The organism is Micrococcus porci (genome assembly GCF_020097155.1).
Classification (GTDB): Bacteria; Actinomycetota; Actinomycetes; order Actinomycetales; family Micrococcaceae; genus Micrococcus; species Micrococcus porci.
Genome location: NZ_CP083691.1, coordinates 1,963,720 through 1,979,564, shown reverse-complemented (window position 1 = coordinate 1,979,564; position 15,845 = coordinate 1,963,720). Strand labels below are relative to the sequence as shown.

Annotated in this window: 14 protein-coding genes; 11 read left to right on the top strand and 3 right to left on the bottom strand. The window is 73.3% G+C overall.

Annotation, left to right across the window (positions count from 1 at the left end; translation table 11 throughout):
• Positions 1 to 19: 19 nt before the first annotated feature.
• The gene (locus KW076_RS09320; RefSeq protein WP_224355079.1) at positions 20 to 634 is read left to right on the top strand and encodes a mycothiol-dependent nitroreductase Rv2466c family protein; all 615 of its coding nucleotides are present in this window, start codon (positions 20 to 22) and stop codon (positions 632 to 634) included.
• 84 nt (positions 635 to 718) lie between these two features.
• Here KW076_RS09320 and KW076_RS09315 read toward each other — a convergent pair whose 3' ends face one another.
• From KW076_RS09315 to valS, 3 genes are all read right to left on the bottom strand, one after another.
• Entirely contained in the window at positions 719 to 1,054 is a 336-nt protein-coding gene (locus KW076_RS09315) for a DoxX family protein (protein ID WP_224356824.1), read from the bottom strand.
• 347 nt (positions 1,055 to 1,401) lie between these two features.
• Complete coding sequence (locus KW076_RS09310; protein ID WP_224355078.1) at positions 1,402 to 1,917, bottom strand: DUF2231 domain-containing protein; 516 nt, start codon at positions 1,915 to 1,917, stop codon at positions 1,402 to 1,404.
• 238 nt (positions 1,918 to 2,155) lie between these two features.
• Positions 2,156 to 4,840 (bottom strand): valine--tRNA ligase, encoded by a 2,685-nt coding sequence (valS, locus tag KW076_RS09305; protein ID WP_224355077.1) that lies wholly within the window; start codon positions 4,838 to 4,840, stop codon positions 2,156 to 2,158.
• A gap of 139 nt (positions 4,841 to 4,979) precedes the next feature.
• Here valS and KW076_RS09300 point away from each other — a divergent pair, with 139 nt between their 5' ends.
• The 10 genes from KW076_RS09300 (at position 4,980) to KW076_RS09255 (ending at position 15,798) form a co-directional block, all read left to right on the top strand.
• Complete coding sequence (locus KW076_RS09300; protein WP_224355076.1) at positions 4,980 to 5,774, top strand: SDR family oxidoreductase; 795 nt, start codon at positions 4,980 to 4,982, stop codon at positions 5,772 to 5,774.
• A gap of 43 nt (positions 5,775 to 5,817) precedes the next feature.
• On the top strand, positions 5,818 to 6,567 hold the full coding sequence (locus KW076_RS09295; RefSeq protein ID WP_224355075.1) for a sirohydrochlorin chelatase: 750 nt from the start codon (positions 5,818 to 5,820) through the stop codon (positions 6,565 to 6,567).
• A 117-nt stretch (positions 6,568 to 6,684) separates the two neighbouring features.
• Positions 6,685 to 8,400, top strand: a complete 1,716-nt coding sequence (locus KW076_RS09290) for a nitrite/sulfite reductase (protein ID WP_224355074.1) — start codon at positions 6,685 to 6,687, stop codon at positions 8,398 to 8,400.
• Entirely contained in the window at positions 8,397 to 9,122 is a 726-nt protein-coding gene (locus KW076_RS09285; protein WP_049146121.1) for a phosphoadenylyl-sulfate reductase, read from the top strand. Before KW076_RS09290 ends, KW076_RS09285 begins: the two co-directional genes overlap by 4 nt.
• Before the next feature lie 32 nt (positions 9,123 to 9,154).
• Complete coding sequence (cysD, locus tag KW076_RS09280) at positions 9,155 to 10,090, top strand: sulfate adenylyltransferase subunit CysD (protein WP_002855962.1); 936 nt, start codon at positions 9,155 to 9,157, stop codon at positions 10,088 to 10,090.
• Positions 10,090 to 11,430 carry a sulfate adenylyltransferase subunit 1 gene (locus KW076_RS09275; RefSeq protein ID WP_224355073.1) on the top strand — a complete coding sequence of 447 codons (1,341 nt, stop codon included), beginning with the start codon at positions 10,090 to 10,092 and terminating at the stop codon, positions 11,428 to 11,430. The genes cysD and KW076_RS09275 overlap by 1 nt, the downstream gene beginning before the upstream one ends.
• Before the next feature lie 31 nt (positions 11,431 to 11,461).
• Positions 11,462 to 12,187: an ABC transporter ATP-binding protein gene (locus tag KW076_RS09270; protein WP_224355072.1), complete on the top strand. Its 726-nt coding sequence runs from the start codon at positions 11,462 to 11,464 to the stop codon at positions 12,185 to 12,187.
• Positions 12,177 to 13,100: an ABC transporter permease gene (locus KW076_RS09265; RefSeq protein ID WP_224355071.1), complete on the top strand. Its 924-nt coding sequence runs from the start codon at positions 12,177 to 12,179 to the stop codon at positions 13,098 to 13,100. Before KW076_RS09270 ends, KW076_RS09265 begins: the two co-directional genes overlap by 11 nt.
• Positions 13,097 to 14,365, top strand: a complete 1,269-nt coding sequence (cobA, locus tag KW076_RS09260; protein ID WP_224355070.1) for a uroporphyrinogen-III C-methyltransferase — start codon at positions 13,097 to 13,099, stop codon at positions 14,363 to 14,365. The genes KW076_RS09265 and cobA overlap by 4 nt, the downstream gene beginning before the upstream one ends.
• On the top strand, positions 14,362 to 15,798 hold the full coding sequence (locus KW076_RS09255) for an FAD-dependent oxidoreductase (protein ID WP_224355069.1): 1,437 nt from the start codon (positions 14,362 to 14,364) through the stop codon (positions 15,796 to 15,798). The genes cobA and KW076_RS09255 overlap by 4 nt, the downstream gene beginning before the upstream one ends.
• Positions 15,799 to 15,845: the final 47 nt, after the last annotated feature.

Sequence of the window (15,845 nt, the reverse complement as noted above, 5' to 3'; positions counted from 1 at the left end):
CGCGGGGGTTGGTCCGGACATGAGCGAGAACACCGCCCCCGTCGTCGACTTCTACTTCGACCCCACCTGCCCCTTCGCGTGGATCACTTCCCGCTGGATCCTCGAGGTGGAGAAGGTCCGGGACCTCTCCGTCACCTTCCACCAGATGTCCCTCTACATGCTCAACGAGGGCCGTGAGCTGCCCGAGGACTACCGCCGGCACACGGACCGCGGCCTCATGCCGGGCCGTGCCACCCTCCACGTCGGCGAGCACCACCCGGAGCTGCTGTCCGACTGGTACACGGCCGTGGGGACGCGCATCCACAACGAGGGGAACCAGGACTACGAAGCCGTCGTCACGGGGGCCGCGGCGGAGCTCGGCCTCGACGCCGCCCCGATCCTCGAGGCCACCCGCACCGACGCCGCCGACGACGACCTCCGTGCCAAGCAGCGCGCCGCCGAGGAACTCGTGGGCAACGACGTCGGCACCCCGGTGGTGTCCTTCGACGGCACCGCCTTCTTCGGCCCGGTGATGACCCGCATCCCGCGCGGCGAGGAGGCCGGCGAGATCTTCGACGCGGCCGTCCGACTGGCGCAGTTCCCGTACTTCTACGAGATCAAGCGCGCCCGCACCACCGACCCGCAGTTCGACTGAGCCCCCGGCTCGCACGACGCCGGCCCCACACCTTCAGCGCGAAGGTGCGGGGCCGGCGTTGTCGGGGGCGCGGGGCGGCGGGGGTCAGCGGCGCGCCACCCGGCCGGCCGCGCGGATCAGGGGGACCTGCAGGGGCAGCCGCCCGAGGGAGACCAGTTGCGCCGGCCAGGGCCGGCGTCGCCACCGCCAGGCCATCCACGCGTTGCCGGGCCACACGCCGAGGAAGAGCGCCTGCGCGGCGCGTCCGCCCGCGCGCCGGGTGTGCGGGACGGCCAGCAGACCCGCCACGGCCAGCTCGGCCACGCCGGAGCCGTGGGTCCACGCGCGGGCCGAGCCGGGCAGGAACGGCGGGATCAGCCCGTCGAAGGGTTCGGGGCGGACGAAGTGGAGCACGCCCATGGCGGCGAGGGCGGCGGACATCCGCCGGGCGGAGCCATCGGAGGCGCGGCGGCCGGCCGGGGCGGGATCGGGTGTCGGTTTCATCCTCTCAGTGTCCACCCCTGCCGCGGTGACCGCACTCAGACATGCGGCAGGAGCACGACCGGGACGTGCACCACGACACCCCACGGGGGTGCCGCCGCCTCCCGACGAACTCCGATCCGGCGGCAGGCTGTCCGACGTACGCTGCGACGTACCAGCTCCGGGCCACGAACATCCCACGCTGACGGCAGCGGGCCCCCTGCCACGGGCGCGATGACGGCCCCGTCACCTCCTCGAGGTGTCGGGGCCGTTCCGTGTCGCCAGGCGGGGGCGGGAACGTCAGGGACTCAGGGGCGGCCGCCGCCGGTGCCCAGCCCGCCTCCGCTCTGCGTCCCGGAGCCCTCGCCCTGCCAGACGAGCTGGGCTCCCGCGTGGCCAGCCTGGACCGCGACGACCACCTCCGCCACGCCGACCAGCAGGACCAGGACCGCCAGCACCAGGTGGAGGGCGGGGATCCGCTCGCCGATGCGGCGCAGCGCGGCGGGGGAGCGGTGCCAGGACAGAGCGGTCCAGACGAGGAGGAGCAGGAACAGGAGCATCGCCAGGTTGCGGGTCTTCTCACCGAGCTGCGCATGCTGCCACAGCAGGGCGGAGGCCTCGCCGTCGGACGCGGCGAGCTGTTCACCGGTGGCCGCGGTCAGCACGGAGCCGACCGCCGCTGCGAGGGAGAAGGCGAGCGTCAGCGGGGCGGACCACTGGAACCAGCGGCGGGAGAGCACGGCCGGCAGGGCCATGAGCACGGTCAGCGGGATGAGGATGACGGGCAGGTGCACCATCAGCGGGTGCAGGGGGAGGCTGTTCACGGCCTGGACGCTACGAGGGGATTCGGGTGGCCGGCCAGGGAGGACCTGGGAGGGAAATAGGATTTATCCGGTGCCGAAATTCACTCAGGCAAGGGTGTCCTGAGTTCATTTTCCGCTGACGTCCGGCTGCGCTCGTCGGCGACGGGCAGACGAAGGCCCCGCCGCCCGTGACGGGCGACGGGGCCGTCGTCGTGCCGCGTGCGCTCCCGAGACACCGTCCGGGAACGCGCGGCGGGGATCAGTCGTCCTCGACCGGTGCCAGCTGCACGTCGGAGACGGTCAGCGGCGCGGCCTCGCCGGCCTCGCCCTGCGTGAGGGACAGGTCCGCGATGTTGCCGGCCGCCTTGAGGTCCGCCAGGCCGCCGCGCAGCTTCTCGAGCCACTCGGCCGGCCCGGTCACCACGGCGGAGCGCACCTCGGTCCGCTGCTTCACCTTGGCCTCGGACTTCGCCTTGCGGACGCCGCCCAGGACCTGCGCCACGGTGGGCAGGACCTCGGCGTCGCCGGAAGAGGCGGCGAAGGACAGGGACGCCACCTCGTCCGCGGCGCCCGGCCACGCGGCGGTGTGCACGGAGCCGGCGCGCCACCAGCTCCACACCTCCTCGGTGGCGAACGGCTGGAACGGGGCCAGCAGACGCAGCAGGGCGTCCAGGGTGGTGGCCAGCGTGGTCACCACAGAGGCCTGCTCGGCCTCGCCGTGGCCGCCGTAGGCACGGTCCTTCACGAGCTCCACGTAGTCGTCGGTGAAGGCCCAGAAGAACTGCTCGGTCACGTTGAGGGCACGCGCGTAGTCGTAGGCCTCGAACGCGCGGGTCGCCTGCTCCACGGAGACCGCGAGGCGCGCCAGCAGGGAGGCGTCCAGCGGGTTGGTGACGGCCGCGGCGTCGTCGGCCGTGCGGATGACGGCGTCCTGGGTGGCGCCCAGGTTCAGCACGAACTTGGCGGCGTTGAGCAGCTTGATGGCCAGGCGGCGGCCGATCTTCATCTGCGCCACCTCGTAGGCGGTGTCCGCGCCGAGGCGGGCTGAGGCGGCCCAGTAGCGGACCGCGTCCGAGCCGAACTGGTCCAGGATGTCGGTCGGGACCACCACGTTGCCCTTGGACTTGGACATCTTCTTGCGGTCCGGGTCGAGGATCCAGCCGGAGAGCGCGGTGTCCGTCCACGGCACGGAGCCATTGAGGGCGTGGGCGCGTACCACCGTGGAGAACAGCCAGGTGCGGATGATGTCGTGGCCCTGCGGGCGCAGGTCGAACGGGAACACGCTGCTGAAGAACGCGTCGTCCCGGGACCAGCGGCCCACGATCTGCGGGGTCAGTGAGGAGGTGGCCCAGGTGTCCAGGACGTCCGGGTCGCCGGTGAAGCCGCCGGGGACGTCGCGCTGGTCCTCGGAATACCCCGGAGCGGCCTCGGCGGCCGGGTCCACGGGGAGCTGCTCGTCGGCCGGGAGGATCGGGTTCTCATAGTCGGGCTCACCCTCCGCGTCCAGCGGGTACCAGACCGGGATCGGCACTCCGAAGAAGCGCTGGCGGGAGACGAGCCAGTCTCCGTTGAGGCCCTCGACCCAGTTCTCGTAGCGGTGGCGCATGTGCTCCGGGTGCCAGGAGAGCTCGCGGCCGCGCTCGATCAGCTCCGCGCGGCGGTCGGCGTCGCGGCCGCCGTTGCGGATGTACCACTGGCGGGAGGTGACGACCTCGAGCGGCTTGTCGCCCTTCTCGTAGAAGTTCACGGCGTGCATGATCTTCTTCGGCTCTCCGTCCAGCAGGCCGGCCGCGGTGAGGGCGTCCACCACACCCTGCTTGGCGGAGAACACGGTCTTGCCGGCCACGGTGTCCGCATAGGCCTGTCGGCCGGCGTCCGTGGTGATCCACTCGGGGGTGTCGGCGGCGAACCGGCCGTCACGGCCGATCAGGGTGCGGGTCGGCAGCTGCAGCTCGCGCCACCAGGTGACGTCGTTGAGGTCGCCGAAGGTGCAGACCATGGCGATGCCGGAGCCCTTGTCCGGCTTGGCCAGCGGGTGCGGGAAGACCTCGACCTCCACGCCGTACAGCGGGGAGGTGACGGTCGTGCCGAACAGGTGCTGGTAGCGCTCGTCGTCCGGGTGGGCGACCAGGCCGGAGCAGGAGGCCAGCAGCTCGGGGCGGGTGGTCTCGATGAAGACCTGCTCGCCGTCCGCAGCGGTGAAGGCGTAGCGGTGGTAGGCGCCGGGGACCTCGCGGTCCTCGAGCTCGGCCTGGGCCACGGCGGTGCGGAAGGTCACGTCCCACATGGTGGGGGCCTCGGCCAGATAGGCGTCGCCCGAGGCGATGCCGGCCAGGAAGGCGCGCTGGGAGACGGCACGGGAGACGTCGTCGATGGTCCGGTAGGTCATGTCCCAGTCGACGGACAGGCCGAGACGGGTGAAGAGGTCCTCGAAGACCTTCTCGTCCTCGACGGCGAGCTCCTCGCAGAGCTCGATGAAGTTCTTGCGGGAGATCACGTCCCAGTCGCGCTGGTTCTTCGCCGGCTTCTCCGGCGGTCGGTAGCCCTCCACGTACGGCTTGGCGGGGTCGCAGCGGACGCCGTAGTAGTTCTGCACGCGGCGCTCGGTGGGCAGGCCGTTGTCGTCCCAGCCCATCGGGTAGAACACGTTCTTGCCGTTCATGCGCTGGTAGCGGGCGAGCACGTCGGTCTGCGTGTAGGAGAAGACGTGGCCCACGTGCAGCGAGCCGGAGGCGGTCGGCGGGGGAGTGTCGATCGAGTAGACCTGCTCGCGGGTGGTCTGCGTGTCGAACGCATAGGTGCGCTCGTCGGCCCAGCGGGCGGTCAGCTTCTCCTCGAGGCCTTCGAGGGCCGGCTTGTCCGGCACGGCCACGGCGCCGGCGGCGGGGGTGGACGGGGTCGATGCGTCGATGGGCGTGTCTGTGCCCTGCGTGTTCTCAGCCATGCCCGCCATCCTCCCATGACCGGGGCGGCGGGCCGGGCCTGCGACGACGCCCGGGACGTCCCGCCCTTCCAGTCGGTCGACCTGGCGGAGGTGATCCGGGCGGTGCTCCGAACGGCGCGGCTCGGCTACGGTCGGAGGCGTGAGCCACACCCATGAACCTGCGAAGAACCCCGCCCGCGCCGCCGTCGTGACGGGGGCCACGAGCGGCATCGGCCGCGCCACGGCCCTCGAGCTCGCCCGCCGCGGTTGGCGCGTGTACGCCGTCGGCCGCCGGGCCGAGCGCCTCGAGACCCTCGCTGCCGACGCCCGGGCCGAGGGCGTGAGCGGCGACGTCGTCCCCGCCCCCCTGGACGTCACGGACGAGGCCGCCGTCGCCGCGTTGGCCTCGCGCGTCGAGGCCGACGGCGGCGCCGACACCCTCGTCAACATCGCCGGCGGCGCGCTCGGCACGGACGCGGTGGGCGACGGCGACCGCGCCGACTGGGAGTGGATGTACCGCGTCAACGTGCTCGGCACCCTGACGATGTGCCAGGCGTTCCTGCCCATGCTCCGCACCCACGGCGAGGGCACCGTGCTCAACCTGACCTCGACCGCCGCCGTCACCGCCTACGAGGGCGGCGCCGGCTACAACGCCGCGAAGATGGGCCAGCACGGGCTCACCGGCGCGCTGCGCCTGGAGGAGGCCGAGCACAACGTGCGGGTGATCGAGGTGCTCCCGGGCATGGTCCACACCGAGGAGTTCTCCCGCAACCGCCTGGGCGGCGACCAGTCCGCCGCCGACGCCGTCTACGCGGGCGTGGAGAAGCCGCTCACCGCCGAGGACGTCGCCGAGGTGTGCGTCCACGCCGTCGAGCTGCCCCACCACGTGAACCTGGATCAGATCGTGATGCGGCCGGTCGCCCAGGCCGCCCAGCACAAGGTGATCCGCCGGTGAGCGGCGGGCCGTGGAACGTGCGGGCCGACGCGGTGGGCTCGGCATGAGCGCGCCCGTGCTGCACGTGATCGCCTGCGCCCACGGCACGCATGATGCGGCCGGCCGCGTCGTGATCGACGGCCTCCGTGCCGACCTGGCGGCCCTCCTGGACGCCGAGGGGCCGGGCGCCCAGGTCCACGAGGCCTACGTGGACGTGCAGAGCCCCTCCCTCGACGAGGTCGTGGCGGCCCTGCCCCCGGGGGAGCCGGCCGTGATCGTGCCGCTGCTGCTGTCCCTGGGCCACCACGTCCACCACGACATCCACCACGCCGCGGCCGCCCGACCCGACACGATCGCCGCCGCACCGCTGGCCGGGGCGGAGGACGACGTCGAGCCGCGCCTGGTGACCGTTCTGGCCGAACGGGTGGCCCAGGCGGTGCCGGCCGGTGAGGCCGCGACATCGGACATCATCCTGGCGGCGGCCGGCACCCGCGCCGCGGACGGTCAGGCCCAGGTGCACGCCCTGGCCGCGGCCCTGGCCCGGGCCACGGGACTGCCCGTGACCGCGGCGTTCGGGGCGGCGGCCACCCCCCGGGTGCCCGACGCCGTCGCCCGGGTGCGCGCCACCGGCCGTCGCGCCGTGGTGGCCGCCCACCTCCTGGCCCCCGGGTACTTCCACGACCGACTCGGCGAGAGCGGCGCGGACGCGGTCACCGACCCCCTGCTGCCGCATCCGCTGGTGGCGCGGATCGCCCTGGACCGGCTGCGGTCCGCCCTCGCCGAGGCCCCGAGGGGAGCCGCCGGAGGCCGCTGAGCCGTCCGTCACACGACCGGGGCCGGGCCGGGTCCCCGCCGCGGCCCGGCCCCGGGAACGTGACGAACCGCGTCGACGATCTTGGGGCCGGCATGCCCGGTTTCTAGCGTGGCGGCCATGACCCAGGTGAACGAGACGTCGAGGCCGGCGCGCACCCCGCGCCGTCCCTCCGCCAAGCCGCACGGCCAGTGGAAGGTGGACGGGACCGCCCCCCTGAACCACAACGAGGAGTTCAAGCAGCAGGACGACGGCCTGAACGTCCGCGAGCGCATCGAGCAGGTCTACGCCCGGGAGGGCTTCGACTCGATCCCCTCGGACGACCTGCACGGCCGCTTCCGCTGGTGGGGCCTGTACACCCAGCGGAAGCAGGGGATCGACGGCGGCAAGACCGCCACCCTCGAGCCCCACGAGCTCGAGGACCGCTACTTCATGCTGCGCGTGCGCATCGACGGCGGCGACCTCACCACCGAGCAGCTGCGCGTGATCGGCGGGATCTCCACCGACTTCGGCCGTGACACCGCGGACATCACCGACCGGCAGAACGTCCAGCTGCACTGGATCCGAGTCGAGGACGTCCCCGAGATCTGGCGGCGCCTGGAGTCCGTGGGCCTGTCCACCACCGAGGCCTGCGGCGACGTGCCGCGCGTGATCCTCGGCTCACCGGTGGCCGGGATCGCCGCGGACGAGATCATCGACCCCACGCCCGTGATCCGGGAGATCGCGGACCGCTGGATCGGCGACCTCGAGGTCTCCAACCTGCCCCGCAAGTTCAAGACCGCCATCACCGGACACCCCTCCCAGGACGTGGTCCACGAGATCAACGACGTTTCCCTGATCGGTGTGGTCCACCCCGAGCTGGGCCCCGGCTACGACCTGTGGGTCGGCGGCGGCCTGTCCACGAAGGCCCGCCTGGCCGACCGGATCGGCGCCTTCGTCTCGGCCGAGCGCGCCCCCGAGGTGTGGCACGCCGTCGTGAGCATCTTCCGTGACTACGGCTACCGGCGCCTGCGCAACAAGGCCCGCATGAAGTACCTGCTCGAGGACTGGGGGCCGGAGAGGTTCCGCACCGTGCTGGAGGAGGAGTACCTCGGCTACGCCCTGCCCGACGGGCCCGCCCCGGCCCCGCCCACTCGTCCCGGCGACCACGTGGGGGTCCACGAGCAGAAGGACGGCCGCTTCTACATCGGCGCCGCCCCCGTCGTCGGACGCTCCAGCGGCACGACCCTCACCGCCCTCGCGGATCTGCTCGAGGCCCACGGCTCCACGCGGCTGCGCACCACCCCGCACCAGAAGATCGTGGTGCTGGACGTGGAGCGGGACCGGGTGGACGCCGTCGTGGCCGGCTTGAAGGAGCTGGGGCTGGACCCGGAGCCGTCCGTGTTCCGCCGCTCCACCATCGCCTGCACGGGCCTGGAGTTCTGCAAGCTCGCCATCGTGGACACGAAGGACACCGCCACCGCGGCGATCGCCCAGCTCGAGGAGCGCCTGGCCGACCTCGCCGATCGCCTCCCCGAGCGGCTGAGCCTGCATGTGAACGGCTGCCCCAACTCCTGCGCCCGCATCCAGACCGCGGACATCGGCCTGAAGGGGCAGCTGCTCCCGGACGACGACGGCGGCCAGACGCCCGGCTTCCAGGTGCACCTGGGCGGCGGGCTGGCCTCCGTGGACCGCGCCGAGGCCGGCCTCGGACGCAGCGTCCGCGGCCTGAAGGTCCGCGCGGACGGGCTGGTCGACTACGTCGAGCGCCTCGTCCGCCGGTACGACGAGCAGCGCGAGCCGGGCGAGACCTTCGCCCGGTGGGCGCACCGAGTCGACGAGGAGGCCCTCCGATGAGCACCGTTCCCCCCACCCGTCCGACCGAGGACCTCGAGCGCCTGCAGGCGCTCGCGGAGTCCGGCGCCGCCGAGCTCGGCTGGGACGCACCCGCCGAGGCGGTGGTCGACTGGGCCGCCCGCCATGTGGACCTCCGCCGGGCCGCCGTGGCCTGCTCCATGGCCGACGCCGTCCTGCCGCACCTGGTGGCGCAGCGGATGCCCGGCGTGGACGTCCTCTTCCTGGAGACCGGCTACCACTTCACCGAGACCCTCGCGACGCGCGACGAGGTGGCCCGCCGCCTCGACGTCACCGTGGTGGACGTGCTGCCGGAGCTGACCGTGGCCGAGCAGGACGAGCGCCACGGCAAGGACCTGTTCGCCCGCGACCCGGGGCTGTGCTGCGCGATGCGCAAGGTCGAGCCCCTCAACCGGGCGCTGGCCGGATACGACCTGTGGTTCACCGGCGTCCGCCGGGACGAGGCTCCGACGCGCACGAACACCCCGCTGGTGGGCTGGGACGAGGCCCACGGCATGGTCAAGGTCAACCCCGTCGCCCCATGGAGCTTCGACGACCTGGTCGGCTACGCCACGGACCACGACGTGCCCGTGAACCTGCTCCTGCAGAACGGCTACCCCTCGATCGGCTGCCGCCCCTGCACCCGCCCCGTCGCCCCCGGGGAGGACCCGCGAGCCGGGCGCTGGGCCGGGACCGCGAAGACCGAGTGCGGCATCCACGTCTGAGCGCCGCTCCCGAGACAGACCAAGGAGACACGATGACCCTCACCCATGCCCCCGACCCGGGGACCGTGAGCCCCGCCGGGCCCGACGTCCAGGACGCCCTGGAGGCCGAGGCGATCCACATCATCCGCGAGGTGGTGGCCGAGTTCGAGCGCCCCGCCATGCTCTTCTCGGGCGGCAAGGACTCCGTGGTGATGCTCCACCTGGCCGCGAAGGCCTTCTGGCCGGGGAGGATCCCCTTCCCGGTGGTCCACGTGGACACCGGCCACAACTTCCCCGAGGTCCTCGAGTTCCGCGACCGCACGGTGGAGCGGCTCGGCCTGCGGCTCGTGGTGGGCTCCGTGCAGGAGTACATCGACCGCGGCGAGCTGCGTGAGCGCGCCGACGGCACCCGCAACACCCTGCAGACCACCCCCCTGCTGGACACGATCCGGACCAACCGGTTCGACGCCGTCTTCGGGGGAGGCCGCCGTGACGAGGACAAGGCGCGGGCCAAGGAGCGGATCATCAGCCTGCGGGACGCGTTCGGGCAGTGGGACCCGCGCAACCAGCGCCCCGAGCTGTGGAACCTCTACAACGGCCGTCACACCCCCGGCCAGCACGTCCGCGCGTTCCCCATCAGCAACTGGACCGAGCTGGACGTGTGGCGGTACATCGCCCGCGAGGGCATCGAGCTGCCCTCCATCTACTACGCGCACGAGCGGGAGGTCTTCCGCCGCGACGGCATGTGGCGCGCCGTGGGGGAGCACTCCCGGCCGGCCGAGGGCGAGGAGGTCACCACGCGGACGGTGCGCTACCGCACGGTGGGCGACATGTCCTGCACCGGCGCCGTCCTCTCGGAGGCCGCGACCGTCGAGGACGTCGTGCTCGAGGTCGCCGCCTCCACCCTGACCGAACGCGGGGCCACCCGCGCCGACGACCGCATCTCCGAGGCGGCCATGGAAGATCGCAAGAAGGACGGGTACTTCTGATGAGCACCGCACTGCTGGACCGGCACGCCCCCGCCGGGACCCTGTTCCGCCTGGCCACGGCCGGCTCGGTCGACGACGGCAAGTCCACCCTCGTGGGCCGCCTCCTGCACGACTCCAAGGCCGTCCTGGCCGACCAGCTCGAGGCCGTGGCCCGCACCTCCGCCGAGCGCGGCTTCGGCGGCGCCGAGGGCGGGCTGGACCTGGCGCTGCTGACCGACGGCCTGCGCGCCGAGCGGGAGCAGGGGATCACGATCGACGTCGCGTACCGGTACTTCGCCACGGACCGGCGCACCTTCGTGCTGGCCGACTGCCCGGGGCACGTGCAGTACACCCGGAACACCGTCACGGGCGCCTCGACGGCCGACGCCGTCGTGCTGCTCGTGGACGCCCGCAAGGGCGTGGTGGAGCAGACCCGGCGCCACCTCAGCGTGGTGGCCCTGCTGCGGGTGCCGCAGGTGATCGTCGCCGTCAACAAGATCGATCTCGTGGACTACTCGGAGGAGGTCTTCACCGCGATCGCCGAGGACGTCCGGCGCGTGGCCCGGGAGCTCGGCCTCTCCGACGCGGTGAGCGTCCCGGTGTCCGCCCTCCAGGGCGACAACGTGGTCACCCGTTCCGAGCGGACGGACTGGTACACCGGCCCCACGCTCATGGAGCTGCTCGAGTCCCTGCCCGGGGCGGACGCCGAGGACGACGCCGCGGCCTCCTTCCGCTTCCCGGTGCAGCTCGTGGTGCGCCCCCAGGGCGCCCTGGCCCCCGGCCTCGACCCCGAGGTGTTCCGCGACTACCGCGGCTACGCCGGGCAGGTCGTGGCGGGCACCGTCCGGCCCGGGGACGCCGTCGCCGTCCTCACCCCGGGGCAGCCGGCGCGCACCACCACCGTGGTGGGCGTGGACGCCGCCGGGGAGTCCCTCGAGGAGGCCTCCTCCCCGCAGTCGGTGGTCCTGCGCCTGGCCGACGAGGTGGACGTGGCCCGCGGGGACACGATCGCCGCCGCGGACACCGCCCCGCGCCCCACCGCGGAGGTGGCCGCCGCGCTGTGCTGGCTCTCCGCCGCGCCGCTGCGCGTCGGGCAGCAGGTCCTCGTCAAGCACGGCACCGCCGTCGTCCGGGCGCTCGTCCAGGAGGTGGCCGGCCGGCTCGACCTGGACACCCTGCGGCTCGACCCGGCCGAGACCCTCGGGCTCAACGACATCGGACAGGTGCGCCTGCACCTGGCCGCGCCGCTGCCCGTGGAGCCCTACGCCGTGCATCGGCGCACCGGGGCGTTCCTCGTGATCGACCCCCAGGACGGGGCCACGCTCGCCGCCGGCATGGTGCGCGGCGGCGACGAGGCCTGATCCGGATGACGACGGCGCGAGGGGAGCGGTCATGACCGTGGTGATGGAGGACGTGGGCAAGAGCTTCGGCGGGCCCACGCCCGTGCTGGAGGACGTCTCCGTGCGGATCGAGCCGGGCGAGTTCGTCTGCCTGCTCGGCGCCTCCGGATGCGGCAAGTCCACCCTGCTGAACCTCATCGCCCGGCTCGAGGCGCCCACCGCGGGCGTCGTCAAGACCCCCCGGGAGGGGGCCGCGTTCATGTTCCAGGACGCCGCCCTCTTCCCGTGGCTCACCGCCCGCGGCAACATCGAGCTCGCCCTCCGGTTCGCCGGCGTGCCCGCAGCGGGGCGTCGGGAGCGTGCCGGGGAGCTGCTGCGCCTCGTCCATCTGGGCGACGCCGCCGACCTGCGACCCCACCAGCTCTCCGGCGGCATGCGCCAGCGCGTCGCCCTGGCCCGGGCCCTCGCCCAGGACCGCCCCCTGCTGCTCATGGACGAGCCGTTCGCCGCGCTGGACGCGATCACCCGCGACCTGCTGCACGTCGAGCTCGAGCGCGTGTGGCGGCAGACCGGTCGGACAGTCGTGTTCGTCACCCACAACGTGGCCGAGGCCGTCCGCCTCGGCCAGCGGGTGCTGCTGCTGTCCTCACGGCCGGGTCGCGTCGTCGCCGAATGGGACGTGCCCGCAGCCGCCCACCACGACGCGCCCGCCGCGGCCGCCCTCACGGCCGCCATCACCGCCCGACTCGGTCAGGAGATCCGTCGCCATGCGCACTGACACCCCCACCCTCGACGCCCCCGGCCGCGCGCCGGGGGCCGCCGCCGACGACGAGCTGCGCGAGCTCGACAGCGGCCTCGACGCGCTCCAGGCCGTCGACTCGACCCGACGGACGGGTCTGGCCGGGTGGGACTGGAGCCGGGTCCTGCTCCCGGTGGCCGCCGTCGTCCTGCTCGTGGCGATCTGGCAGGTCGCCGCGTGGCTGGCCGCTGCGCGCGGCGAGCCGATCACCGGTCCCGGCGACGTCCTCAGGGCCTTCGGGACGCTGTGGGCCCAGGGCCTCGTCCAGCAGGCAGTGGCGACGTCGGTGGGCCGCGCCGTCGTGGGCTTCGCCCTCGCCGTGGTCGTCGGCGTCGGGCTGGGCCTGCTGCTCGGACAGGTCAGCGTCCTGCGACGGGCGTTCGGCCCGCTGCTCACGGCCCTGATGGTGCTGCCCAACGTGGCCTGGGTGCCGCTCGCGGTGCTGTGGTTCGGCCTCAGCGACGCCACCGCGTACTTCGTGATGCTCACCGGCGCCGTCCCCGCCGTGGTCGCCGGCCTCACCACCGGCACGGACCAGGTGCCGCCGCAGCTGCGTCGCGCGGCCCGCGTGCTGGGCGCCTCGCGCCTCGAGACCGCCCTGCTGGTGGTCCTCCCGGCCGCCCTGCCCGCCTTCGTCTCCGGCCTGCGCCAGGGCTGGGCCTTCGCGTGGCGAGGCCTCATGGCCGCCGAGATCATCGCCGTCGGCGGGCCCATGGGCGTCGGACTCGGGACCTTGCTCCACCAGGGACGGGCCGAGTCCGACCTCGCCGTCGTCCTCTGCGCCGTCCTGGCCATCCTGGCCGTCGGCGTCCTCGTCGAACTGACCGCATTCGGCCCCGTCGAGCGGCGCATGCTGCGCCGCCAGGGGCTGCTGGAAGGGAGCACGCGATGACCGCGTCCGATCTGTACCCCACCTCCCTGTGTCTGCTCGGCCGTCCCGTCCTGATCGTGGGCGGCGGGCGCGTGGCCGGCCGCCGCGTGGGCGCCCTCCTCGACGCCGGCGCGCTCGTCACCGTGGTGGCCCCGGAGCCGGGGGAGGAGGTGGAGCGGCTGGCGGCGGCCGGCCTGCTCACCCTGCACCGCCGCCCCTACCGCCCGTCCGACCTCGACGGGGTCTGGTTCGCCCAGACCGCCACCGGCGACCGGGCCGTGGACGGGGCCGTGGCCTCCGACGCCGAGGCCCGCCGCGTCTGGTGTGTCGACGCCTCCGACGCCGAGTCCTCCGCCGCCTGGACGCCCGCCGTCGCCCGGGCCGGGGACGTGACCGTGGCCGTCAACGCCGGGGGAGACCCTCGCCGCGCCCGCGCCCTGAAGGACGCGATCACCCTCGCCCTGTCCACGGGGCGGCTGCCGCTGCGCCGGCGGCGCGCGTCCTCCGAGCCCGGTCGCGTGGCCCTCGTCGGCGGCGGCCCCGGCGACTCCGGGCTCATCACCGTGCGCGGCCGACAGCTGCTCGCGGAGGCCGACGTGGTGGTCGCCGACCGGCTGGGCCCGCGCGCCCTCCTGGCCGAGCTGGACCCGGCGGTGCCCGTGATCGAGGTCGGCAAGGCCCCCGGGAACCACCTGGCCACGCAGGACGAGATCAACGCCGTCCTGGTCCGGGAGGCCCGGGCCGGCCGCCTCGTCGTCCGGCTCAAGGGCGGCGACCCGTACGTGCTCGGCCGCGGCGGCGAGGAGGCTGCGCACTGCCGCGCCCATGGCGTCGACGTCGAGGTGGTCCCCGGTGTCACGAGCGCCGTCTCGGTGCCCGCCGCCGCGGGGATCCCGGTCACCCATCGCGGTGTCGCCACCGGCTTCACGCTGGTGACCGGCCACGAAGAGCTGGCCGAAGTGCCCACCCGGGCCGACCACACGCTCGTCCTGCTGATGGGCGTGCGCCGGCTCGCGGACACCGCGCGCCGACTGACGGAGCGCGGCCTCGACGGCGCGACGCCCGTGGCGATCATCGAGCGTGGCTGGATGCCGGACCAGCGGGTCACCGTGGGCACGGTGGAGACCATCGCCGCGCAGGCGGCCGCCGTCGGTGTGGAGAACCCCGCCGTGATCGTCGTGGGCGACGTCGTGCGCCTGAGCCCCTACGCCACCGGCGCGCCTGCGGCCGGTGTCCCTGCCCCGATCTCGACCCTGAACCCGACCTCCGAAGGAGCACGAGCATGACCCCGACCCCCTCGTCCTCGAGGCCCGACCGCCCGTTGCGCATCGCCATCATCGGTGCCGGGCCCGCCGGGGTGTACACGGCGGACATCCTGACCAAGGAGGAGCGGGACTTCCGGGTCAGCATCGACCTGTTCGACCGGTACCCGGCCCCGTTCGGCCTGATCCGTTACGGGGTGGCCCCGGACCATCCGCGTATCAAGGGCATCGTGAACGCGCTGCACAAGGTCATGGACCGCGGGGACATCCGTTTCCTGGGGAATGTGGACTACGGCACGGATCTGAGCCTGGCGGATCTGCGTCGGCACTATGACGCGATCGTGTTCTCCACCGGGGCGGTGCGGGACGCGGCCCTGGACGTGCCGGGGGTGGAATTGGCCGGCTCGTTCGGTGGCGCGGACTTCGCCGCCTGGTATGACGGGCACCCGGATGTGCCGCGGCACTGGCCGTTGGAGGCCACCCAGGTGGCGGTGATCGGCAACGGGAACGTGGCCCTGGATGTGGCCCGGATCCTGTCCAAGCATGCCGAGGACCTGCTGCCCACCGAGATCCCGGACAACGTGTACCGGGACCTGGCCGCCTCCCCGGTCACAGACGTGCACGTGTTCGGTCGGCGCGGGCCGGCGCAGGTGAAGTTCACCCCGTTGGAGCTGCGGGAGCTGGCGCATTCCCGGGATGTGGACATCGTGCTGTACGAGGAGGACTTCGACTTCGATGAGGCCTCGGAGCAGGCCATCGAGGAGAACAACCAGGTCCGCACCATGGTGGGGACGCTGACGAACTGGCTCATGGAGCAGGAGGACCGTCAGCAGAGCGCCTCGCGTCGGCTGCACCTGCATTTCCTGCAGGCCCCGGAGCAGTTCCTGGACGAGGACGGGGACGGCCGGGTGGATGGTCTGCGGATGCGCCGGATGGAGTTGGACGGTTCCGGTGGGGTCCGTCCGACGGGGGAGACCGTGGACTATCCGGTGCAGGCGGTGTACCGGGCGGTGGGGTACTTCGGGTCTCCGGTGGAGGGGGTGGAGTTCGATGAGGTGCGCGGGGTGATCCCGAACGCGGAGGGCCGGGTGCTCGACGCGGACGGTGCCCCGGTGCCGGGGCTGTATGCCTCGGGGTGGATCAAGCGGGGTCCGGTGGGGTTGATCGGGCACACCAAGGGTGACTCCTTGGAGACGATCACGCATCTGATCGAGGACGAGCCGGGGCTGTGGCGGGCTCAGGAGCCGTCGGAAGAGTCCGTGATCGAGCTGCTGGAGTCCCGTGAGGTCCCGTACACCACGTGGGCTGGTTGGCATGCTCTGGATGACCATGAGAAGTCCTTGGGCGCGCAGGCGACGGAGGCCGGGCCGGTGGCGCGGGAGCGGGTGAAGGTCGTGGACCGGGAGGAGATGACCCGCATCTCCCGGAAGAGCATCCTCCTCGGCGCCGGAGGCTGAGCCCTCCCGTCGGGTGGATGCGAGGCCGGGCGCGGTCCACCCCTCGC